General features: G+C 71.9%; 22 protein-coding genes and 1 tRNA gene. 15 read left to right on the top strand and 8 right to left on the bottom strand.

Features of this window, described 5'->3' with window-relative positions:
* The first annotated feature begins 11 nt into the window (after positions 1–11).
* Genes ispD through rlmB form a run of 3 tightly spaced genes read left to right on the top strand, consistent with a single transcriptional unit; the run spans position 12 to position 3,728 of the window.
* Complete coding sequence (gene ispD, locus LR269_RS08190) at positions 12–1,217, top strand: 2-C-methyl-D-erythritol 4-phosphate cytidylyltransferase (protein WP_231430244.1); 1,206 nt, start codon at positions 12–14, stop codon at positions 1,215–1,217.
* Between the two features lie 40 nt (positions 1,218–1,257).
* The gene (gene cysS / locus LR269_RS08195) at positions 1,258–2,688 is read left to right on the top strand and encodes a cysteine--tRNA ligase (protein WP_231430245.1); all 1,431 of its coding nucleotides are present in this window, start codon (positions 1,258–1,260) and stop codon (positions 2,686–2,688) included.
* The gene (rlmB, locus tag LR269_RS08200; protein ID WP_231430246.1) at positions 2,685–3,728 is read left to right on the top strand and encodes a 23S rRNA (guanosine(2251)-2'-O)-methyltransferase RlmB; all 1,044 of its coding nucleotides are present in this window, start codon (positions 2,685–2,687) and stop codon (positions 3,726–3,728) included. The genes cysS and rlmB overlap by 4 nt, the downstream gene beginning before the upstream one ends.
* Before the next feature lie 88 nt (positions 3,729–3,816).
* Here the strand turns inward: rlmB and LR269_RS08205 are convergent, their stop codons facing one another.
* Both LR269_RS08205 and LR269_RS08210 read right to left on the bottom strand, forming a co-directional pair.
* Positions 3,817–5,136, bottom strand: a complete 1,320-nt coding sequence (locus tag LR269_RS08205) for a DUF4032 domain-containing protein (RefSeq protein ID WP_231430247.1) — start codon at positions 5,134–5,136, stop codon at positions 3,817–3,819.
* Between the two features lie 121 nt (positions 5,137–5,257).
* On the bottom strand, positions 5,258–6,358 hold the full coding sequence (locus LR269_RS08210; RefSeq protein ID WP_231430248.1) for an ABC transporter ATP-binding protein: 1,101 nt from the start codon (positions 6,356–6,358) through the stop codon (positions 5,258–5,260).
* Between the two features lie 281 nt (positions 6,359–6,639).
* On the opposite strand from LR269_RS08210, the gene LR269_RS08215 reads away from it, so the two are divergent.
* The 3 genes from LR269_RS08215 to LR269_RS08225 all read left to right on the top strand — a co-directional run bounded on the left by LR269_RS08215 (position 6,640) and on the right by LR269_RS08225 (position 8,786).
* On the top strand, positions 6,640–7,572 hold the full coding sequence (locus tag LR269_RS08215; protein ID WP_231430249.1) for a thioredoxin domain-containing protein: 933 nt from the start codon (positions 6,640–6,642) through the stop codon (positions 7,570–7,572).
* Positions 7,573–7,683: 111 nt separating this feature from the next.
* Positions 7,684–7,756, top strand: a tRNA-Thr gene (locus LR269_RS08220).
* A gap of 1 nt (position 7,757) precedes the next feature.
* Positions 7,758–8,786, top strand: a complete 1,029-nt coding sequence (locus LR269_RS08225) for a DMT family transporter (RefSeq protein ID WP_231430250.1) — start codon at positions 7,758–7,760, stop codon at positions 8,784–8,786.
* Here LR269_RS08225 and LR269_RS08230 read toward each other — a convergent pair.
* On the bottom strand, positions 8,770–9,318 hold the full coding sequence (locus LR269_RS08230) for a nitroreductase family protein (RefSeq protein ID WP_231430251.1): 549 nt from the start codon (positions 9,316–9,318) through the stop codon (positions 8,770–8,772). The genes LR269_RS08225 and LR269_RS08230 overlap by 17 nt on opposite strands.
* Entirely contained in the window at positions 9,315–9,716 is a 402-nt protein-coding gene (gene msrB, locus LR269_RS08235) for a peptide-methionine (R)-S-oxide reductase MsrB (protein ID WP_231430252.1), read from the bottom strand. Before msrB ends, LR269_RS08230 begins: the two co-directional genes overlap by 4 nt.
* Before the next feature lie 191 nt (positions 9,717–9,907).
* Between msrB and LR269_RS08240 the strand changes: the two genes are divergently transcribed.
* The 5 genes from LR269_RS08240 (at position 9,908) to groL (ending at position 14,213) form a co-directional block, all read left to right on the top strand.
* Entirely contained in the window at positions 9,908–10,204 is a 297-nt protein-coding gene (locus tag LR269_RS08240) for a DUF3263 domain-containing protein (RefSeq protein ID WP_231430253.1), read from the top strand.
* A 27-nt stretch (positions 10,205–10,231) separates the two neighbouring features.
* Positions 10,232–10,777: a LytR C-terminal domain-containing protein gene (locus LR269_RS08245; RefSeq protein ID WP_231430254.1), complete on the top strand. Its 546-nt coding sequence runs from the start codon at positions 10,232–10,234 to the stop codon at positions 10,775–10,777.
* A 210-nt stretch (positions 10,778–10,987) separates the two neighbouring features.
* Positions 10,988–11,191, top strand: a complete 204-nt coding sequence (locus LR269_RS08250) for a cold-shock protein (protein WP_231430255.1) — start codon at positions 10,988–10,990, stop codon at positions 11,189–11,191.
* A gap of 150 nt (positions 11,192–11,341) precedes the next feature.
* Positions 11,342–12,394 carry a DUF3048 domain-containing protein gene (locus LR269_RS08255; RefSeq protein ID WP_231430256.1) on the top strand — a complete coding sequence of 351 codons (1,053 nt, stop codon included), beginning with the start codon at positions 11,342–11,344 and terminating at the stop codon, positions 12,392–12,394.
* Positions 12,395–12,593: 199 nt separating this feature from the next.
* A complete protein-coding gene (gene groL / locus LR269_RS08260) occupies positions 12,594–14,213 on the top strand; it encodes a chaperonin GroEL (protein ID WP_231430257.1) in 1,620 nt (539 codons plus the stop codon).
* A 156-nt stretch (positions 14,214–14,369) separates the two neighbouring features.
* Here the strand turns inward: groL and LR269_RS08265 are convergent, their stop codons facing one another.
* The 4 genes from LR269_RS08265 to LR269_RS08280 form a co-directional block, all read right to left on the bottom strand.
* Positions 14,370–14,660 (bottom strand): WXG100 family type VII secretion target, encoded by a 291-nt coding sequence (locus LR269_RS08265; RefSeq protein WP_231430258.1) that lies wholly within the window; start codon positions 14,658–14,660, stop codon positions 14,370–14,372.
* A gap of 123 nt (positions 14,661–14,783) precedes the next feature.
* Positions 14,784–16,598, bottom strand: a complete 1,815-nt coding sequence (locus LR269_RS08270) for a cell wall metabolism sensor histidine kinase WalK (RefSeq protein ID WP_231430259.1) — start codon at positions 16,596–16,598, stop codon at positions 14,784–14,786.
* A 31-nt stretch (positions 16,599–16,629) separates the two neighbouring features.
* Positions 16,630–17,322 carry a response regulator transcription factor gene (locus tag LR269_RS08275; protein ID WP_022894322.1) on the bottom strand — a complete coding sequence of 231 codons (693 nt, stop codon included), beginning with the start codon at positions 17,320–17,322 and terminating at the stop codon, positions 16,630–16,632.
* Positions 17,323–17,378: 56 nt separating this feature from the next.
* Entirely contained in the window at positions 17,379–18,053 is a 675-nt protein-coding gene (locus LR269_RS08280) for a metalloregulator ArsR/SmtB family transcription factor (protein ID WP_231430260.1), read from the bottom strand.
* An 86-nt stretch (positions 18,054–18,139) separates the two neighbouring features.
* Here LR269_RS08280 and folE point away from each other — a divergent pair, with 86 nt between their 5' ends.
* Genes folE through LR269_RS08300 form a run of 4 tightly spaced genes read left to right on the top strand, consistent with a single transcriptional unit; the run spans position 18,140 to position 21,693 of the window.
* Complete coding sequence (gene folE, locus LR269_RS08285) at positions 18,140–18,778, top strand: GTP cyclohydrolase I FolE (RefSeq protein ID WP_231430261.1); 639 nt, start codon at positions 18,140–18,142, stop codon at positions 18,776–18,778.
* Position 18,779: 1 nt separating this feature from the next.
* Complete coding sequence (locus LR269_RS08290) at positions 18,780–20,024, top strand: NAD(P)/FAD-dependent oxidoreductase (RefSeq protein WP_231430262.1); 1,245 nt, start codon at positions 18,780–18,782, stop codon at positions 20,022–20,024.
* Positions 20,021–20,944: a dihydropteroate synthase gene (gene folP, locus LR269_RS08295; RefSeq protein WP_374201101.1), complete on the top strand. Its 924-nt coding sequence runs from the start codon at positions 20,021–20,023 to the stop codon at positions 20,942–20,944. The genes LR269_RS08290 and folP overlap by 4 nt, the downstream gene beginning before the upstream one ends.
* The gene (locus LR269_RS08300; protein WP_231430263.1) at positions 20,941–21,693 is read left to right on the top strand and encodes a pyrimidine reductase family protein; all 753 of its coding nucleotides are present in this window, start codon (positions 20,941–20,943) and stop codon (positions 21,691–21,693) included. The genes folP and LR269_RS08300 overlap by 4 nt, the downstream gene beginning before the upstream one ends.
* Positions 21,694–21,699 lie beyond the last annotated feature (6 nt).

Genomic DNA, 21,699 nt, shown 5'->3' on the forward strand with positions numbered 1-21,699 from the left:
ACGCTCATCCCATGAGCACCCCGCGCACCGCCGTCATCATCGTCGCCGCAGGAAGCGGCACGAGGTTGGGCCGTCCCGAGCCGAAGGCGTTCGTGCCGCTCGGCGACGGCACGGTGCTCTCGACCGCGATCGCCGGCGTGCTCGCCATGCGCGAGACGCCGGCGATCGTCGTCGTCGCCCCCGCCGACCGGGTCGACGAGGTGCGGGGCGGGCTCGCCCCGGTCGTCGCGGCCGCCGGCGCTCCGCTCGAGGTCGTTGCGGGCGGTGCGAGCCGGCAGGACTCCGTGGCCCGGGGCCTCGCGGTCGTCGCCGCTGGCGTCGACACGGTGCTCGTGCACGATGCCGCCCGGCCGCTCACGCCCGCACCGGTCTTCGACGAGGTCGCCGCCGCGGTGCGCGCCCGGGGTCACGGAATCGTGCCGGCACTCGAGGTCGTCGACACCATCAAGCGCGTCGCCGACGGGTCGGTGGTCGAGACGATCGACCGGTCCGAGCTCCGGGCGGTGCAGACCCCGCAGGGGTTCCCGCGCGGGGCGCTCGACCACGCCTACCGTACGGCCGACGCCGAACACACCGACGATGCGGCGCTCGTCGCAGCGACCGGGCTCGTCGTCGACACCGTGCCGGGCGACGTGCGCGCCTTCAAGATCACGGTGCCCGCAGACCTGCGCCGCGCCGAGCAGTTGCTCGCCGAGCCGCACCCGGCCGCCGCCGCCGCGGCGGCCGCCCGGGGCAGGAGCGCCGCGGTGCCGCGCATCGGCACCGGCACCGACGTGCACGCGTTCGGGCAGGACGACACGCCGCTGTGGCTCGCCGGGCTCGAGTGGCCGGGGGAGCGCGGGCTCTCGGGCCATTCCGACGGTGACGCCGCGGCCCACGCGATCTGCGACGCGCTGCTCGCGGCCGCGGGCCTCGGCGACGTCGGCAAGATCTTCGGCACGGCCGACGCGCGCTTCGCCGGCGCCCACGGCGAGGTCTTCCTCGCCGAGACGCGGCGCCTCGTCGAGGCATCCGGGTTCGTCATCGGCAACGTCACGGTGCAGGTCGTGGGCAACCGGCCGAAGCTCGCGCCGCGTCGCGCCGAGGCCGAGGCGCTGCTGTCCCGCGTGCTCGGCGCCCCCGTGAGCGTCGCCGCGACGACGAGCGACGCGCTCGGCTTCACCGGGCGCGGCGAGGGGGTCGCGGCGATCGCGACCGCGCTCATCGTGCCCGCCTGAGCCGCACGACGTTCGGGCCCCCCGCCGGTAGGCTTGGCGGGTGACCGTGCGACTCTACGACTCGAAGGCCCAGGCGCTGCGCGACTTCGTGCCCCTCCGCGAGGGGCGCGTCGGCATGTACGTCTGCGGTCCGACGGTGCAGTCGAGCCCGCACATCGGGCACCTCCGCAGTGCGCTCGTCTACGACATCATGCGGCGCTGGTTCGCCTATCGCGGCAACGAGGTCGTCTTCGTGCGCAACGTCACCGACATCGACGACAAGATCCTCGACGCCGCGCACCGCGAGCTGCAGGGCTCGGGCGAGGAGTGGTGGGCCCTCGCCTACCGCATCGAGCTCGAGTTCACGTCGGGCTACGCGCAGCTCGGCATCCTGCCGCCGACGTACGAGCCGCGGGCGACGGCGAGCGTGCAGCAGATGCAGGAGCTCATCGCCCGCCTCATCGAATCGGGGCACGCCTATCCGGCCGCCGACGACTCGGGCGATGTGTACTTCGACACCTCGAGCTGGCCCGCTTACGGCGAGCTCACGCGTCAGTCGCGCGACAAGATGGAGGCCGCGGCCGACGCCGACCCGCGCGGCAAGCGCGACCCCCGCGACTTCGCCCTGTGGAAGGGACGCAAGCCCGGCGAGCCCGAGTCCGCGGGCTGGCGCTCGCCCTGGGGCGTGGGCCGGCCCGGCTGGCACATCGAGTGCTCGGCGATGGCTGCGCGCTACCTCGGCGACGAGTTCGACGTGCACGGGGGCGGCCTCGACCTGCGCTTCCCGCACCACGAGAACGAGCTCGCCCAGTCGACCGCGGCCGGCCAGGCGTTCGCGCGCTACTGGGTGCACAACGGCCTCGTGAACATCGGCGGGCAGAAGATGTCGAAGTCGCTCGGCAACTCGGTCTACGCGGCCGAGCTCCTGAGCCTCGCCTCTCCGCTCGCCGTGCGGTACCTGCTGGGGCAGGCCCACTACCGTTCGACGCTCGACTACTCGCCGGGCTCGCTCACCGAGGCCGAGGCCGCCGTCGATCGCATCCGCACGTTCCTGCAGCGCGTCGAACGCCGACTCGCCGGCACCCGGTTCGTCGGCGTCGGCGCGCCCGAGGTCCCCGAAGCGTTCGCCGCGGCGATGGACGACGACCTGGGCGTTCCGCAGGCGCTCGCCGTGCTGCACGACACGGTGCGCGCCGGCAACCAGGCGCTCGACGACGAAGAACTGCACGACGCCGCCGTCGCCCACGGGCAGGTCGGCGCCATGGTCGAGGTGCTCGGCATCGATCCCCGCGACCCGCACTGGGCCACGGCCGACGCCGGCCCCGCGGCATCCGCCCTCGGTTCGCTCGTCGAACGCCTCATCGACGACCGCCGCGCAGCGCGCGACGCGAAGGACTGGGCGACCGCCGACCGCATCCGCACCGAGCTCGCCGAGGCGGGCATCACCATCGAAGACAGTCAGACCGGCACGCATTGGAGCTTGGGATCATGAAGGGCAGCAGCGGCAAGTCGCGCGCCGGAGCCGTACGCAAGGGCGGCAAGGGCGCGGCGGGCAAGCAGGTCGGCACCGGCGGGCACGGGCGCAAGGCGCTCGAGGGCAAGGGCCCGACCCCGAAGGCGGAGGATCGCGCCTGGCACCCCGCCGGCAAGCGCAAGGCGGCGCAGGAGCGCTACGCCGCGGCCGGCGGCAAGGGCAAGCCGGCCGGCAAGGTCGCAGGTCAGGGCCGGGGCGCGAGCGCGCCCCGCGGCGCCTCGGGCGCATCGCGCCGCGCCAAGTCCGGCGACGAGTCGGAGATCGTGACGGGCCGCAACTCGGTCGTCGAGGCGCTGCGCACCCGCATTCCCGCGACGACGCTGTACATCGCCGCCCGCGTCGAGATGGACGACCGGGTGAAAGAGGCCGTCAAGCTCGCCACGAACCGCGGCATCCCGATCCTCGAGGTCATGCGGCCCGAGCTCGACCGGCTCGCCGGCGACGGCGGCGTGCACCAGGGCCTCGCGCTCAAGATGCCGCCCTACGAGTACGCCCACCCGATCGAACTGCTCGACGAGGTCATCGCCCGCGACGAGACGCCGCTGCTGGTCGCCCTGGACGGCGTCACCGACCCGCGCAACCTCGGCGCGATCCTGCGGTCGACGGGCGCGTTCGGCGGCCAGGGCGTCATCGTGCCGCAGCGCCGTTCGGTCGGCGTGAACTCGGCGGCGTGGAAGACCTCCGCGGGCGCCGCGGCTCGCGTGCCCGTCGCGATGGCCGCGAACCTCACGCAGACGCTCAAGAGCCTCAAGGAGCGCGGTGTCTTCGTGCTGGGCCTCGACGGCGACGGCGACGTGTCGCTGCCGGGCCTCAGCTGGGCCGATCGCCCGATCGTCATCGTGGTCGGCAGCGAGGGCAAGGGGCTCTCGCGCCTCGTCGCCGAGACGTGCGACGCGATCGTGTCGATCCCGATCAGCGCCTCGACCGAGTCGCTGAACGCGGGCATCGCCGCATCGGTCACGCTCTACGAGATCGCGAAGCTGCGCGCCGCCGAGTAACGAGCGCGCCGCCGCGCGACCGACCCGCGGGCGCCGACCCGCGGGCGCCGACCCGCGGGCGCCGACCCGCGGGCGCGACGCCCGTGCGTCAGACCTTCAGCCGCCAGTCGTCCTCGTCGTCGGGGTCGATCGCGCTGATCGCAGCCGTCTCGGTCGGCACGACGTCCATCGCCGCCGTGATCGATCCGGTCGGCGGGTCGATCACGGTCGCCTCGTCGCGGCGGTGCCGCAGCACCTCGTTGACGTACGAGGTCACGGCCTCGGCGAGGGGAATGTCGTGTCCGGCGCGCTGCGCCATGAACCAGCGGTGCTCGAGCAGCTGGTGGAACACCTCGGCCGGCTCCAGCTTGCGGCGCAGCTCGAGCGGGATGGCGCGGACCACCGGCTCGAACACCCGCATGAGCCACTCGTGCGCGACCATCTCCTCGTCGAGGTCGGCCTTGCCGTACGCCGCGCGGTACGAGTCGAGGTCGTTGAGCAGCCGCCGGGCCTGGTTCTCGCCCGCGTCGAGGCCGGTGAGGCGCAGCAGGCGCCGCTGGTGGTGGCCCGCGTCGACGACCTTCGGCTGGATGCGGACCGTCGTGCCCGAGGCATCCGTCTTGATCGCCAGCTCTTCGACGTCGAAGCCGAGCTCGTTGAGGCGGTTGACGCGTTCGGTGATGCGCCAGCGCTCGGCGCCGGGGAACGATTCAGGCCCGGTGAGCTCGCCCCAGAGCTTGCGGTAGGCGTCGACGATGCCGTTCGAGATGCGCACCGGGTCGAGCTCGTCGGCGACCTTGCCGCCGGCCTCGAGGTCGAGCAGCTCGCCGGCGATGTTCACGCGCGCGATCTCGAGGTCGTTCTCGCGCTGGCCGTTCGAGAGGCCGCCCTCGAAGAGCTTGCCGGTCTCGGCGTCGACGAGGTAGGCGGCGAACGCGCCGGCGTCACGGCGGAAGAGCGTGTTCGAGAGCGACACGTCGCCCCAGAAGAAGCCGACGATGTGGAGCCGCACGAGCAGCACCGCCAGGGCGTCGACGAGCCGGGTCGCGGTGTCGGGTCGCAGCGTCTGCGAGAACAGGGCCCGGTACGGCAGCGAGAACCGCAGGTGCCGCGTCACGAGCACGGGCTTGAGCTCCTCGGCCTCGTCGTCGGTGCGGTTCGTGATGACCGCGACCGGTTCGACGCAGGGGATCTCGAGCCGCTGCAGGGTGCGCAGCATCTCGTACTCGCCCCGCGCCATCTCGGCGGTCGTCTCCTTGATCGCGACGACGTGGCCGCCGAGGTGGGCGAAGCGCACGAGGTGCCGCGAGATGCCCTTCGGCAGCGCGGCGATCGCGTCGGACGGCCATGACTCGAGCGGGAGGTCCCACGGCAGATCGAGGAGCGCCGGGTCGGTCATGGCCGAGGTGATCGAGAGGGAACCGCTCATATGTCGATCCTTGCAGCCCTGCGGCGGTTGCAGAAACGGGATGCCTCGCGCGGGGCGCCGCCGGAGACGACGATGCCGGCCGGGCCGAGGGCCCGACCGGCATCGATCGTCGTGAGGCGCGTCAGCTGACGACGGCCTTGTTGCCGAGGCGGTCGCCCGACTCGGCGTCGAAGAGGTGCACGTGGTTCGGCGTCGCGGTGAGGTAGACCTTGTCGCCGGCGTTCGGGTGCAGGCGGCCGTCGACGCGCGCGACGATGTCGGTGCGCTTGCCCTCGACGGTCGAGTGCCCGTAGAGGTAGCCGTCGGCGCCGAGCTCCTCGACGAGGTCGACGTCGACCTCGAGGCCCTCGCCCGGGGTCGCCGACACGACGATGTCCTCGGGGCGCACGCCGATCGTGGCGACAGCCCCGTTGGCCTCGGCGAGCACGTCGCGGTCGACGGGAACGACAGCCGTGCCGAACTTGACGCCGGAGTCGACGAGGTCGGCGTGGAACAGGTTCATGGCGGGCGAGCCGATGAAGCCGGCGACGAACACGTTGTTCGGCTTCTCGTACAGGTCGCGCGGGGTGCCGACCTGCTGGAGCAGGCCGTCCTTCAGGACCGCGATGCGGTCGCCCATCGTGAGCGCCTCGGTCTGGTCGTGCGTGACGTAGACGGTCGTGACGCCGAGCCGGCGCTGGAGCGACGCGATCTGGGTGCGGGTCTGCACGCGGAGCTTGGCGTCGAGGTTCGAGAGCGGCTCGTCCATGAGGAAGACCTGGGGCTGGCGAACGATCGCGCGGCCCATCGCGACGCGCTGGCGCTGGCCGCCAGAGAGGGCCTTCGGCTTGCGGCTGAGGTAGGGCTCGAGGTCGAGCAGCTTCGCGGCCTCGAGGACCCGCGCAGCGCGCTCGTCCTTGCCGACGCCCGCGATCTTGAGCGCGAAGCCCATGTTCTCGGCGACCGTCATGTGCGGGTAGAGCGCGTAGTTCTGGAAGACCATCGCGATGTCGCGGTCTTTCGGGGGGACGTCGGTGACGTTGCGGTCGCCGATGAAGATGTTGCCGTCGTTGACCTCTTCGAGGCCGGCGAGCATGCGGAGCGACGTGGACTTGCCGCAGCCGGACGGGCCGACGAGCACGAGGAACTCGCCGTCGGCGATCTCGAGGTCGAGCTGGTCGACCGCGGGGCGGGTGCCGCCCGGGTAGAGGCGGGTGGCCTTGTCGAACGTGACTGACGCCATGTTGATTTCTCTCCTTCACCGGCAGGTACGTGCCGGACGATCCGTTGTGAATGGAAGCGCGTCGACGGTGACGCCTCCTCAGTATCGCACGCGCGGCAGAGGCTCCCGACCACGGAGGAATTCGCGGGGATGCCTCGCACGGACCTCTCGGGGCGGACCGCCAGACCGTCGTCGCGATGTCCAGCCGGGGTTCGGGTGATTCCCAGATGCCGTTCCTACTATCGTGTTCACGTGCGCCCCCCTGTTTCGGCGTGCCCACACAGCGACCGGAGTGACCATCGATGAGCAACGGCGGATCCAACCAGCCACGCCCCACCCGTAACCAGCAGCGGGAGGCCGCGCGCGAGAAGGCGCGCGAGCTCCGCGAGGCGCAGAAGAAGCGCGACCGCCGCAACAAGGTGCTGATCCAGGGCGGAATCATCGTGGCGGTCATCGCGATCGCGGCGCTCGTCGGCACGCTCATCTTCAACAGCGTGAAGCCGGCCGGCCCCGGCCCCGCCAACATGGCGAGCGACGGCATCGTGCTCACGGGGGCCGACGGCACGATCACGCCCGTCGACACCCCGGCGCTCGCAGCCGGTGCGACGCCCAAGCCGACCGAGCAGGACGACAGCGGCACGGTCGCGAACATCGTCGTCTACGTCGACTACCTGTGCCCCTTCTGCGGCCAGTTCGAGACGACGAACGGCGAAGCGATCAGCACGATGGTCGAGCAGGGGGCGGCGACGCTCGAGGTGCACCCGCTCGCGATCCTCACGAACCGATCGAACGGCACCCAGTACTCGCTGCGCGCCGCGAACGCGGCGGCGTGCGTCGCCGACACCTCGCCCGAGGCGTTCCTCGACTTCAACGCGCTGCTCTTCGAGAACCAGCCCGAGGAGGGCAGCGACGGCCTCACGAACGACCAGCTGAAGGAGTTCGTGTCGCAGTCGGGTGCCAAGTCGACGTCGACGATCGAGAAGTGCATCGACGAGACCCAGTTCAAGTCGTGGGTGCAGGAGGCGACGACCCGCGCGCTCACCCAGCCCGTGCCGAACTCGGAGCTCGAGTCGATCAAGGGCACCCCGACGGTGCTCGTGAACGGCAAGCAGTACCAGGGTTCGCTCACCGACCCGGCCGAGTTCCAGTCGTTCGTGCTGCAGGCCACCGGCGAGGCGTTCTCGGAGTCGAACTCGACCCCGTCGCCCACCCCGACGCCCACGCCCGCGGGCTGACCCATCGCGATCGCACGAAGGCTCGGCGCGCGTCGCCGGGCCTTCGTCGTCTCCGCGCACCGGCGGCCGGGCTCCGAGTAGGATTGTCGGGGCCCGCACCGGTCGGGCCATGCCGGCTTGGCGCAATTGGTAGCGCACCGTACTTGTAATACGGGGGTTGCGGGTTCAAGTCCCGCAGTCGGCTCTTGACCGAGCATCCCGCCGACGTGCACGAGCACCACCAGCACGCCGAACGCACCCGCATGCCGCGCTGGATCGCCATCGCGCTGGCGATCGTGTTCGGGGCGTTCACGGCCCTGCAGTCGCGGGTCAACGGCGCGCTCGCGGCCGACCTCGACGACGCGTTCACGGCCGCCGCGATCTCGTTCGGGTCGGGGCTCGTGATCCTCGCCGTCGCCCTCTGCGTGTGGCGTCCGGGTCGGGTCGGCCTCCGGCGGGTGATCGCCGCGCTCGGCGCACGCCGGCTCGCCTGGTGGATGGTGCTCGGCGGGTTGAGCGGTGCGTGGTTCGTCACGACCCAGGGGCTGTCGGCGGGGCTCCTCGGCGTCGCGATGTTCACCGTCGCGATCGTCGCGGGCCAGACGATCGGCGGGATCGTGTTCGACCTCGCGGGCCTCGGCCCGGGCGGCAGGAGGCCGCTCTCGCCGACCCGGGTGCTCGGCGCGGTCCTCGCCCTCGCGGCGATCGCCTGGGCCGTCTCGGCGCAGCTCGCCCACGACGTGCCGTTCGTCGTCATGCTGCTGCCGTTCGCGGCCGGCCTCGCCGTCTCGTGGCAGCAGGCCGTCAACGGCCGCGTCAAGGCCGAGGCGTCGAGCGCGCTGACGGCGGCGTTCGTGAACTTCGCGGTCGGCACCGTCGCTCTCGTCGCGGCGGCGGTCGTGCACGGCGTCGCCGCAGGCTGGCCCGAACGCCTGCCGACCGAACCGTGGCTCTGCGCCGGCGGGGCGATCGGCTGCATCTTCATCGCGGGCCAGGCGCTCGTCGTGCGCGTCGTCGGCGTGCTCCTGCTCGCGCTGTGCGGCGTCGCCGGACAGCTCGCGGGCGCGCTCGCGCTCGACCTCTTCCTGCCGACCGGACGCGCCGTGGACGCGGCGACGATCGGCGGCACCCTCCTCGCGCTCGCCGCGGTCGCGGTCGCATCGATCCGGTGGTCGCGCCACCGGCACCGCTCCGACGTCGTCGAGCGCCCCGACGCGGTCAGTCGATCGAGCTGAACTGCGGCGGCCTGGCCGGGCCCCTCGGCGCCCGTTCGCCGTCGCGGCCGCCGACGTAGAGCCAGCCGAGCAGCTGCTCGTTGGGCGCGAGGCCGTGCATGTCGGCGACGGCCGGATGCCTCGTGTACGGCCCGGTGCGCCACATGACGCCCCAGCCGGCCTCGTCGAGCAGGAGGCTCAGCATGTGCGCGACGCCGGCCGCCGCGGCGTCCTGCTCCCAGTCGGCAGCCTTCGGGTGCCAGATGCGGCGCACGACGAGCGCGATGAGGAGCGGGGCGCGCAACGGCTTGGCCGCGAGCTTGTCGGCGGCCGCGCCGTCGAGACCGGATGCCTCGACGAGTGCGGCACCGAGCCGCCTCCGCGCGTCGCCGCGCAGGGCGATCGTCCGCCACGGACGGAGGCCCGCGTGATCGGCGACCCGTTCCGCCGCCTCGAGCAGCACGAGCAGCTCGGCGTCGTCGGGCGCGGCCTCCGTCACCTTGGCTGCCGAGCGGCGCAGGAGCGCCGCCCGGCGTGCCGGATCCGTCGTCACTGCTCGGGCGTGAAGCCGAGCGCGAGCGAATTCATGCAGTAGCGGTCGCCGGTCGGCGTGCCGAACCCGTCGGGGAAGACGTGCCCCAGGTGCGAGCCGCACGCCGCGCAGCGGACCTCGGTGCGCACCATGCCGAGGGTGCGGTCCTCGATGAGCTCGACCGCCTCGGGCCGCACCGACTCGTAGAAGCTCGGCCAGCCGCACCCCGAGTCGAACTTGGTGCCGCTCTTGAAGAGCTCGGCACCGCATGCGCCGCAGGTGTAGACGCCGGCGCGCTCCTCGTCGAGCAGTTCGCCCGACCACGGCCGCTCGGTCGCGGCCTCACGGAGCACCGAGTACCGTGCGGGGTCGAGCTCGGCGCGCCATTCCTCATCGCTCTTCTGCACCGGGTGTGACATGGGCGCTCCTCTCGTTCACGGGGTCGGTTCCATCGTCGCAGTTCTCAGGGGCGGCGACGACATCGGATGCAACGCCGCGAGCGGCCCGGCTGTTCCGCGGTGACACACGCCGCCATGCGGCGGCCTCTCGGCGAGCGTTGCCTAGGATGTGCTGCAGGCGGGCCGCCCGGCTCGCGCGACGGGAGGACCGGATGAGCGCCGAGCGCGTGCCGCACCGCCCCGACGACGCCCCGCTCGACGATCGCCAGTTGCGCGTGCTCGCCTTCGAGGCGCGCGCGTGGCAGCAGCCGGCCCGCAAGGCCGAGGCGATCCGCGACGAGTTCGGCATCTCGGCCGCCCGTTACTATCGGATCCTCGGCGAGCTCATCGATTCGCCGGCGGCGCTGCGCCACGACCCGATGCTCGTCAAGCGACTGCAACGCCTGCGGTCCGCACGCCGCGCGGCGAGATCGCAACGTTCGCTCTCCCTCGGCCGACCGCTCGACTGAGCCGGCCCCGACCCCGATCTGGACCCCATGGCGCAGAAGTTCCCCCGCGACCGCTTCGACTCGATCCCGCACGGCATCGACCGCGTCGGCGCGCATCGCGCTCCCGCCCGCCGCGGTGCGAAGTGGATCAGGTTCGGCTGGGCGGCGCTCGCGACCGTCGTGCTCGCCGGCATCGGCATCGCGGGGGTCATGATCTTCAACGACCGCCTCGACATCTCGGGCGGCGGGCCCGCTGCGACGGCGTCGGCGTCGCCCGCCGCCACGGCCCCGCCGACGATCGCACCGGTGCCGGTGACGGTGCTCAACGGCACCTCGACGGCGGGCCTCGCGGCGAAGGCGAGCGAGACGCTGACGGCCGGCGGGGTCACGGTGGGCGCCACCGCGAACGCCAGCGAGAACGACATCACGGAGACGGTCGTCTATTATGCGACACCCGACCTCGAGGGCGCGGCGCGCGGGGTCGCCGGACTCCTGCCGGAAGCCGACGTCCGGTTGTCGGAGAGCTTCGCCGAGACGGGCACGCCGCTCGTCCTCGTCCTGGGCTCCGACTACGCGGAGGCGTCCGCCGGCTGATCGCCCGCGAATCGTTGCCATTCTGCGACCATTCGTTGCATCGGACCCCTTGTGCGCGGGATGTCGGGTCTGTGAGTATCTGGAATTGGTCGCTCGCGCCCGCGCTGTGCAGGCGCCCCCTCGGGGCTCGTGCCAGTGCATCGACTGAGCCGGCCCGGTACAGGCGACAGGCACGTGCTGATCGACACACTGCAGTTATGGGAGCAACGCATGGCGAACGGAACCGTCAAGTGGTTCAACGCTGAAAAGGGATACGGTTTCATCACCGTCGACGACGGCAGCCAGGACGTCTTCGTCCACTACTCGGCCATCGACATGGCCGGGTACAAGGTGCTCGAAGAGGGCCAGCAGGTCGTCTTCGAGGTCGGCACCGGGTCGAAGGGGCCGCAGGCCGAGGCGGTGCGTCCCGCCTGAGCGTCATCCGAGCGTCCCGAACGCGTCGCCGATCGGCGGCGCGTTCGGTGTTCGTGGGGTTCGTCGCGCGACCCGGCGAGGTGCGGCGGGCGCGGCGTGTCCCGGGCCGCATCCCGGCCGGCGAAGCCCGGCGATGGCTACGATGACGGCATGGTCAAGGGGGTCCGCCCGGGCGCGAGACGTGCGATCGCCGTCCTCGTGCTCGCCGCGGCGGTGCTCGTCACCGCGGCGTGCCAGTCGTCACCGCCCGAACCGACGGAGGCGCCGACGCCGTCGGCCGAACCGCGGCCGGTCGGGACGTCGCAGCCCGTCGCGGTCTCGTTCTCGCCGCTGCGCGGCACCACGACCGACCCCGCGGCGCCCGCGCACCCGTCGCTCGCGGTCAAGATCGACGACCACGAGGAGGCGCGGCCGCAGATCGCGCTCAACCGCACCGACCTCGTCTTCGAGGAGCTCGTCGAGGGCGGCATCACCCGCTACATCGCGGTCTGGCACTCGGACGTGCCGGACAGTGTGGGACCGGTCCGGTCGATCCGGCCGATGGATCCCGACATCGTGACGCCGCTCGGCGGCATCATCGCGTACTCGGGCGGGCAGGACCAGTTCGTCGCGATGATGATGGCGACCCCGCTCAAGAACATCGTGTTCGACTACGACGACACCGGTCTCTTCCACCGCGCTGACGAGCGGCCGGGACCGCACGACGTGATCCTGCGCTCGAAGGAGGCGGTCGGGCGCAACGCGAAGCTCGATCCGCCGCCGGTGCAGTTCGCGTACGGCACGGCCGACCCGCTCGCCGACCCCGCCCTGAAGGCGGCACCGACCTCGAAGATCGCGCTCGTGTTCTCCGATGCCCGAAACCCCTCGTGGGACTGGGACGCGGGCACCTCGAGCTGGCTCCGCTCGCAGGAGGGGCGGGCCGACACGCAGGAGGGCGGCGAACGCGTCCGTGCGACGAATGTCGTCACGATGCGGGTCGGCATCGACTGGCGATACGGCGAGGTGCCGAAGACGGTGATGGTCGGCTCGGGGGAGGTGTGGGTCTCGAGCGCCGGGCGCACCGCCCACGGAACCTGGAAGAAGGACTCGCAGGCGGCGCCGATCGTGCTCACCGCCGACGACGGGTCGCCGCTTCGGCTCGCGCCGGGCAACACCTGGATCGAACTCGTGCCGAAGTCGGGTTCGGTGAAGTTCGCGCCCTGAACGGCGCCGGCCACGAGGCATCCGGGAGGTCTCGGACCGCCGCGCACGCAGCGGCGGGTGTTCGCCGCGAGCGTGCGGAAGGGTCCGGTGCTCGCTTGCACTCCCAGCACGAGAGTGCCAGAATCGTCTTAGCACTCACTCGTTTTGAGTGCTAAACCACGAATCTTTGAAGACGTCCGAGAAGGGACGAGAGACACACATGGCAAAGATCATTGCTTTCGACGAAGAGGCCCGTCGCGGCCTCGAGCGTGGCCTCAACACGCTCGCCGACGCGGTCAAGGTGACCCTCGGCCCGCGCGGCCGCAACGTCGTGCTCGAGAAGAAGTGGGGCGCCCCCACGATCACGAACGACGGCGTCTCGATCGCCAAGGAGATCGAACTCGACGACCCGTACGAGAAGATCGGCGCCGAGCTCGTCAAGGAGGTCGCGAAGAAGACCGACGACGTCGCCGGTGACGGCACCACGACCTCGGTCGTCCTCGCTCAGGCGCTCGTCCGCGAGGGCCTCCGCAACGTCGCCGCAGGCGCCGACCCCATCTCGCTGAAGCGCGGCATCGAGAAGGCCGTCCAGGCCGTCGAGGCCGAGCTCCTCGCGAACGCGAAGGACGTCGAGACGAAGGAAGAGATCGCCGCCACGGCCTCGATCTCGGCCGCCGACGAGCAGATCGGTGCGCTCATCGCCGAGGCGATCGACAAGGTCGGCAAGGAGGGCGTCGTCACCGTCGAGGAGTCGAACACCTTCGGCACCGAGCTCGAGCTGACCGAGGGCATGCGCTTCGACAAGGGCTACCTGTCGGCGTACTTCGTCACCGACCCCGAGCGTCAGGAGGCGGTCTTCGAAGACCCGTACATCCTGATCGTCAACAGCAAGGTCTCGAACATCAAGGACCTGCTGCCCATCGTCGACAAGGTGATCCAGACCGGCAAGCAGCTGCTCATCATCGCGGAGGACGTCGACGGCGAGGCGCTCGCGACCCTGATCGTGAACAAGATCCGCGGCATCTTCAAGTCGGTCGCCGTCAAGGCTCCCGGCTTCGGCGACCGCCGCAAGGCGCAGCTCCAGGACATCGCGATCCTCACCGGCGGCCAGGTCATCTCCGAGGAGGTCGGCCTCAAGCTCGAGAACGTCACCCTCGACCTGCTCGGCCAGGCCCGCAAGGTCATCATCACCAAGGACGAGACGACCATCGTCGAGGGTGCCGGCGACGAGGAGGCCATCGCCGGCCGCGTCGCGCAGATCCGCAAGGAGATCGACAACACCGACTCCGACTACGACCGCGAGAAGCTCCAGGAGCGCCTCGCCAAGCTCGCCGGCGGCGTCGCCGTCATCAAGGCGGGCGCGGCCACCGAGGTCGAGCTCAAGGAGCGCAAGCACCGCATCGAGGACGCCGTCCGCAACGCGAAGGCCGCGGTCGAGGAGGGCATCGTCGCCGGTGGTGGCGTCGCGCTCATCCAGGCCGGCAAGACCGCCTTCGAGAAGCTCGACGTCTCGGGCGACGAGGCGACCGGCGCGAACATCGTCCGCGTCGCGATCGACGCCCCGCTCAAGCAGATCGCCCTCAACGCCGGCCTCGAGCCGGGCGTCGTGGTCGACCGCGTGCGCAACCTCCCGGTCGGCCAGGGCCTCAACGCCGCGACCGGCGAGTACGTCGACATGCTCGCCGCGGGCATCAACGACCCGGTGAAGGTGACCCGCTCGGCGCTGCTCAACGCCGCGTCGATCGCCGGCCTCTTCCTCACGACCGAGGCCGTCGTCGCCGACAAGCCCGAGAAGAACCCGGCTCCGGTCGGCGACCCCACGGGTGGCATGGACTTCTAAGCAGTCCGCACGAAATGCGCGAAGGGCGCCTCCCCCGGGAGGCGCCCTTCGTCGTGTCCGCCCGCCGGGCGTCCGCCGGCGACAGGTCGAGCGGTGTCTCGTTCGTCATGGACCCGGTCTCGGGCACGTGGCACCGACGCCGGGAATGCGCCCGGCTCAGCGCAGGAAGAGCCGGGCGTTCGACTGCTCGGCGTCGGCGTACTGCGCCGCGGCGAGCCCGAGTGCGCGATTGAGACCGACGAGGCTCTGCTCGACCTGCAACTGCGTGGCCCGCCAGTCGGCGACCGCGCCCTGGAAGGCCGACGACGCCTGGCCCGACCACGACGACTGCAGCCCGGTGAGCTGCGACATGAGCGCCGCGACGTCGGACTGGATGCGCCCGATCGTGCCCTGCACGGTCTGGGTCGCGGCGGAGACCTGGTCGGCGTCGACGTGATAGCTGGTCATGGGAGTCCCTCTCGTTCGGTGTCTTCCCGAACGTTAGGCGGGCGCGTCCGCTCGGGACCGCGAGTCCGCTGCCGTCGTGCACTGACGGCGCACGTCGGCGGCTGTCGAGGACGGGTCCGCGGCTCAGGCCTCGACGATCGACTGCGGAGCGGCGGCGGAACCGGCGAGCGGCAGCATGACGCGGAAGGTCGCGCCGCCGCCGGGCGTCTCGACGACGTCGACGCTGCCGTTGTGGGCCGCGACGATCGACGAGACGATCGCGAGCCCGAGACCGGAGCCCCCGGTCTCGCGCGTGCGCGAGGTGTCGGCGCGCCAGAACCGCTGGAAGATCTTCTCGCGGATCTGCGGCGGGATGCCCTCGCCGTGGTCGATCACCTCGACCATTGCCCGCTCGTCGGCCGGGTCGATGCTCACCCTGATCTCGATCGGCGAGCCGTCGTTCGTGAAGCGCATCGCGTTGCCCATCAGGTTCGTGATGACCTGGCGGATCTTGTTCTCCTCGGCGAGCACGACGGCGCGCTGCACGGGGGCGGGTTCACCGGACCCGATGGGCACCGGCATCGTGGGCGCGGGCCCGGTGGGCTCGCCGGCCGATGCGGCTGCGGATGCCTCGAGCTCGATGCCGGCGGCGTCGAGCTGGCGCCGTCGCTGCGCCTCGCGTCCGGCCGCGCGCGAAGAGGTGCGCCGCGGCGCCGGTGCGAGTCGTCGGCCACGGAGTCGCGCGAGGGTCGCGCCGGCGAACGCGATCGCGCCGGTCGAGCGCATGGGGGCCTGCTCGAGGTCGACGGCGAGCTCCACGGGCTCCGAGGCGTCCTCGACGGTGCCGGCCTCGGGGGCGATGACCGTCACGGTGCGGTCGGGATGGGCCGCCATCGTGTCGAGCGCTGCGTCGCGGGCGAGCGGAACCAGGTCGACCTCGGCGAGTTCGAGCGGCTTCGCCTCGTCGAGGCGGGCGAGCGCGAGGAGGTCTTCGACGAGACCGCCCATGCGGATGGCCTCCTTCTCGATGCGCTCCATCGCCTGGCCGACCTCTTCGGGCGACTGCAGTGCGCCCATGCGGTAGAGCTCGGCGTAGCCGCGGACCGAGACGAGCGGCGTGCGCAGCTCGTGCGATGCGTCGCCGACGAAGCGGCGCATCTGGTCGATCGTGCGCGCGCGGTCGCGGAAGGCGCGGTCGATGCGGTTGAGCATCGTGTTGAGCGACCGGTTCAGCCGGCCGACCTCGGTGTTCGGGGTGGCGCCGCCGAGGCGCTGGCTGAAGTCGCCGTCGGCGATCGCGGCGGCCGTGCGCTCGACCTCGCGGAGCGGCGCGAAGGTGCTCGTCACCAGCATCCGGGTGAGCAGCGCCCCGACGAGCACGACGCCGAGCCCGAAGCCGAAGAAGATCGTCAGGTAGACCGCGAGCAGGCGCTCGGTGTCCTTCGACGAGATCGCGATCACGATCGGCACGAGGGTGCCGTGCGAGTCGGCGGTGACGAGCGTCGTCACGGCGCGGAAGGTCGGCTCGTCGGCGTCGTCGTCGAGGGCGAACGTCCGGTAGCCCCCGTCGTTGAGCGAGGTGACCTTCCCCTGCGTGAGCGTCTTGGGGATCCGCGGCCAGTCGGCCTCGGGCCGGTCCTCCCAGTTGCTGCGGAGGTACTCGCCGCTCGAGGTGTAGATCGCCACGAAGACGTCGTCGCTCGGCCTGAAGTCGAGCTGGTTGAGGTTCGTCTGCGCCCGGGGCCGGTCGCTGTCGATCTCGAAGTACTTCGTGAGCCCGTCGCCCGAGGCGAGCGACTGGAGCTTCGACTCCATCTGGTCCTCGACGTACGAGCGCAGCATCGCGGCCGTGCCGATGCCCGAGACGAGCAGCCCGAGCGTCAGCATGAGCACCGTCACACCGGTGATCTTGGTGCGCAGCGAGATGCGGTTCCACCGCTCGAACATCGTCTGATTCATGGCTGGCCGAGTCTAGGCGGCGGAAGCTGGGTCAGGGCTTGGAGCTCTTCAGCATGTAGCCGAACCCGCGCTTGGTCTGGATGAGCGGCTCGGCCGAGTGCTGGTCGAGCTTGCGGCGCAGGTACGAGATGTAGCTCTCGACGATGCCGGCGTCGCCGTTGAAGTCGTACTCCCAGACGTGGTCGAGGATCTGCGCCTTCGACAGCACCCGGTTGGGGTTCAGCATGAGGTAGCGGAGCAGCTTGAACTCGGTGGGCGAGAGCTCCACCGGCACGTCGCCGACGAGCACCTCGTGGGTGTCCTGGTCCATCGTGAGCTCGCCGGTGCGGATGACCGCGTCCTCCTCGGCGTGCATCGTGCGCCGCAGGATGGCCTTGATGCGCGCGACGATCTCGTCGAGGGAGAAGGGCTTCGTCACGTAGTCGTCGCCGCCGACGGTGAGGCCGGTGATCTTGTCCTCGGTGTCGTCCTTCGCGGTGAGGAAGAGGATCGGCGCGGTGTACCCGGCCGAGCGCAGCCGCTTGGTGACGCCGAAGCCGTTCATGTCGGGCAGCATGACGTCGAGGATGATGAGGTCGGGCTCCTCCTCGAGCACGGCCGAGATGGTCTGCGCGCCGTTGCCCACGGCGCGCACCGCGAAGCCCGCGAACCGCAGGCTGGTGGTGAGGAGGTCGCGGATGTTGGGCTCGTCGTCGACGATGAGAATGCGAGGTCCGTCGCTCATGGCTCGATTCTCTTGACGTTTGCTGAAACGTGGCTGTGAGTCGTGTGGGCGGCGGGTCAGTGCGGCGCGTCGACGATGCGGATGCAGCATGCGCCCGCCCCGGGGTCGAGCATGACGCGTTCGGGGTCGGACCCGGTCGAGTCGGCCATGCCGCAGACGAGGGCGTGGTTGAGTTCGCACACCACGCCGGGGTTCTCGCGGGCGAGCCGATGGAACGGGCAGGTGCCGAGCACGACCCCCTCGCCGCCGTCGTCGCGCGGTTCGAGGCCGGCGTCGCCGAGCGCCTCGGTGAGGTCGCCGGATGCCTCGGCGAGACGCCGCCCAGCTCGTTCGGCCGCGTCGCGCAGCGCGTCGCGCACCGGGACCCCCTCGTCGACGGCTCGGCCGATCGCCTCGGCCATGACGCCGCCGCCGAGCTCGTAGAGCCGGGCCGGGATGCTGAAGGCGATCTCGTCGTCGGCGCGCCGGTAGAGCTTCGCGGGTCGGCCCGCCCCCGGTCCTGATCGGCCGGTCAGGCGGCGCGACTCGGTCGCGAGCAGACCGGCGTCCGCGAGGCGGTCGAGGTGGAACGCGGCCGTCGATCGCGGCAGGTCGAGCACCTCGGCGACGTGATCGCGACCGACGGCGTCGCGGCTCGCCGAGACGGTGCGGTAGACGCGTCTGCGGATCGGGTCGGCGAGGGCGCCGACCGCCCGGATCGCGTCGGCGTCGCCCTGCGCTGCGGAGGCCATGGCCCGATCATATCTCTAAATGCAGAAATCATTGACAAAAGAATCACGCGGGCCTAGCCTCGGCATCGAGGGCCCGGGAGGTGCGCATGACGTCGATCGAACTCGCAGGGGCGGCCGAGGTGCCGAGACTCCACGCCGTCACCGCCGACGAGGCGCCGGAGCGTGCCGTCGACCGCGAGGGGGCCGCCCGCGCGGTGCGGGCGCTGCTCGTCGCGCTCGGCCGCGACGTCGAGAGCGAGCACCTCGCCGACACCCCGCGACGCGTGGCCGACGCCTTCATCGAGCTCCTGACGCCGCGGCCGTTCTCGCCGACGACCTTCCCCGGCGAGGGCTACGGCGAACTCGTGGTCGTCCGCGACATCCCGTTCGACTCCCTCTGCGAGCACCACCTGCTGCCCTTCCGCGGCGTCGCCCACCTCGGCTACGTCCCCGGCGACCGCATCATCGGGCTCTCGAAGCTCGCCCGCGTGGTCGAGCAGTACGCCCGGGACCTGCAGGTGCAGGAGCGGCTGACACGGCAGATCGCCGACCGCCTCGTCGAGGTGCTCGAGCCCGACGGGGTCGGCGTCGTGCTCGAGGCCGAGCACCTCTGCATGTCGCTCCGCGGCGTGCAGGTGCCGGGCACGCGCACCGTCACGAGCTCGCTCGCGGGCGTCGTGCGCGACGACGACCGCGTCCGCCGCGAGTTCCTCGAGCGCTGCGGCATCGGCAGAACGGAGAACTGAGATGGGTGACGAACGGCTCCTGGTCGTCGGCGGCGGGCTGGCGGGCGCCCGAGCAGCCGAGGGCGCGAGGCAGGCCGGGCACACGGGCCCGATCACGATCGTCGCCGGCGAAGACGCGATGCCGTACATCCGGCCGCCGCTGTCGAAGGAGTTCCTGACCGGTGCGGCCGAACGCGACGTCGTCGACGTGTTCCCGGCCGACTGGTACGCCGACGAGCGCGTCGAGGTGCTGCGCGGCGTGCGCGCGACCGGGCTCGACCCCGCCGCGCACCGGCTCCGGCTGGCCGACGGCCGCACGCTCGACTACGGGCGCCTGCTTCTCGCGACGGGGGCGAGCGCCAGGCGATGGCGTGCTCCGGAGGGCGAGCTCGCGGGCGTGCACGTGCTGCGCACGTTCGCCGACTCCGAGGCGCTCCGGTCCGCGCTCGCGGTCGGCGGCCGGCGGATGGTGGCGATCGGCGCCGGCTGGATCGGCCTCGAGGCCACGGCGGCGGCGCGCGGGTACGCCGACGAGGTGACGGTCATCGCGCCCGAGGCGGTGCCGCTCGCTGCGGCCGTCGGCAGCGCGGTCGGCGAGGTGTTCGCCGAACTGCACCGGGCGAACGGCGTCGACCTGCGCATGTCGACCGGCGTCGCCGGCATCCGCGGCGAGGGCGGACGCGTGACCGGGGTCGAGCTCGACACCGGTGAGACCGTGCCCGCCGATCTCGTGCTCGTCGGCATCGGCGCCGTGCCCGAGACCGGCCTCGCCGAGGCGGCCGGACTCGAGGTGCGGGGCGGCATCGTGACGGACGCCTCGTTCCGCACGAGCGCCGACGACGTGTACGCCGTCGGCGACGTCGCGAGCGTCTACCACCCGGTGCTCCAGTCCCACCTGCGCGTCGAGCACTGGGCCAATGCCGAGAACGCCGGGCGAGCCGCCGGTCGCTCGCTCGCCGGTGAGGGCGTCGAGTACGCCGAGATCCCGTACTTCTACACCGACCAGTACGATCTCGGCATGGAGTACTCGGGCTACGGCACGCTCGCCGACGGCATCGACCCGGTCTTCCGCGGCGACCGGGCCGCGCGCGAGTTCCTCGCGTTCTGGCAGCGGGAGGGCCGCGTCGTCGCGGGCATGAACGTGAACGTCTGGGACGTCAACGACCAGGTCCAGCAGCTCATCCGATCGGGTGCCCGCATCGACCCGGCCCGGCTCGCCGATGCGTCGGTGCCGCTCGAGCGGCTCGTCGCCGAGGCATCCGCGTGACGGCGGAGCCTGCGGGCTGGGTCGAGCCGAACCTCGCCCGGCCGGTGCGCGTGATCGCCGGCCGCGAGGTCGACTTCCGTCGTGAGATCGCCGTGATGGCGGTCGTCAACCGCACCCCCGACTCGTTCTACGACCGCGGCGCGACCTTCGGCCTCGATGCCGCGGTCGAGGCCGGGCGCCGCGCGATCGAGGCGGGCGCGTCCTGGATCGACGTCGGCGGAGCGAGGTTCGGGCCTGGACCCGCGATCCCGATCGCCGAGGAGATCGATCGCGTCGTGCCGGTGGTCGCGGCGCTCGCCGGGGCGGGGGCCGCGCTGTCGGTCGACACGTTCCACGCCGAGGTCGCGGCGGCGGCGATCGCCGCGGGCGCCGACGTGATCAACGACACGACCGGGGTGCACGACGCGGCGCTCGCCGAGGTGGTGGCCGGCTCCGACGCGACGCTCGTCATCACGCACAGCCGAGCGGAGCCCCGTCAGTGGTTCCCGAAGCCGCAGTACGACGACGTCGTGGGCGAGATCAGCGCGTTCCTCGAGGAGCGCGTCGCGCTCGCCGTCTCGCGCGGCGTGCCCGAGGAGCGCATCGTGCTCGACCCGGGGCACGACCTCAACAAGAACACGCTGCAGACGCTCGAGCTCACTCGCAGGTTCGGCGAGTTCACGAGGCTCGGCTTCCCGCTCGTCGCTGCGGTGTCGAACAAGGACTTCATCGGTGAGAGCCTCGACCGCCCCCGCGGTGAGCGCCTCGCCGGGTCGATCGCCGCGGCGGTCTTCTGCGCGGCGCAGGGCGCACGCATCCTGCGCATGCACAACGTGCCCGAGTCGGTCGACGCGGCCCGGATGGTCGAGGCGATCATGGGATGGCGCGAGCCCGCGTACCTCAAGCACAACATGGTCGACGGGCCGAACGAGGAGCCATGACCGAGACACCGGGCGACGCCCCCGAGCAGGCCGAGGCGCCGCGAGTCGACCGCGAGCGGCTGCTCGAGGCCTACGCCTTCGCCGACCGGACGACCCCGCGCGTGCGGATGAACTTCGTGTCGAGCCTCGACGGTGCCGTCACGATCGAGGGGCGGTCTGGGGGACTCGGCGACGCCTCCGACCGGCTCGCGATGGGCGTCATGCGCACCCTCGCCGATCTCGTCCTCGTGGGGGCGGGCACCGTGCGGGTCGAAGGTTACGGCGGGGTGCGGCTGCGTCCCGAGAACGTGGCCTGGCGACGCGAGTACGGCCTCGCCGACCAGCCCCGCCTCGCGGTCGTGTCGTCGGCGCTCGAGCTTCAGCCGCAGCATCCCTTCTTCGCCGAGGCGACCACCCGCCCGATCGTCGTGACGCACGCCGCGTCGGACCCTGAGCGGCGGAAGGCGCTCGCCGCGGTCGCCGACGTGTTCGTGTGCGGTGACGTCGCGGTCGACCTCGGCGCCGCCGTCGACGCGTTCGCCGCCGCGGGAGTGCCGCAGGTCCTCTGCGAGGGCGGGCCGCACCTCTTCGGCTCGCTCCTCGAGGCCGACCGCGTCGACGAGCTGTGCCTGAGCCTCAGTCCGACGATCGTCGCCGGCGATGCCGGGCGCATCGTGCGCGGCGCGCCCGAGCTCGACCGCCCGATGCGTCTCGTGCACGCCATCCCGGCGGGCGACCTGCTGCTGCTGCGCTACGAGCGCGCACGCTGACCGCTG

This window comes from Agromyces sp. S2-1-8 (assembly GCF_021129215.1).
Lineage (GTDB): Bacteria > Actinomycetota > Actinomycetes > Actinomycetales > Microbacteriaceae > Agromyces > Agromyces chromiiresistens.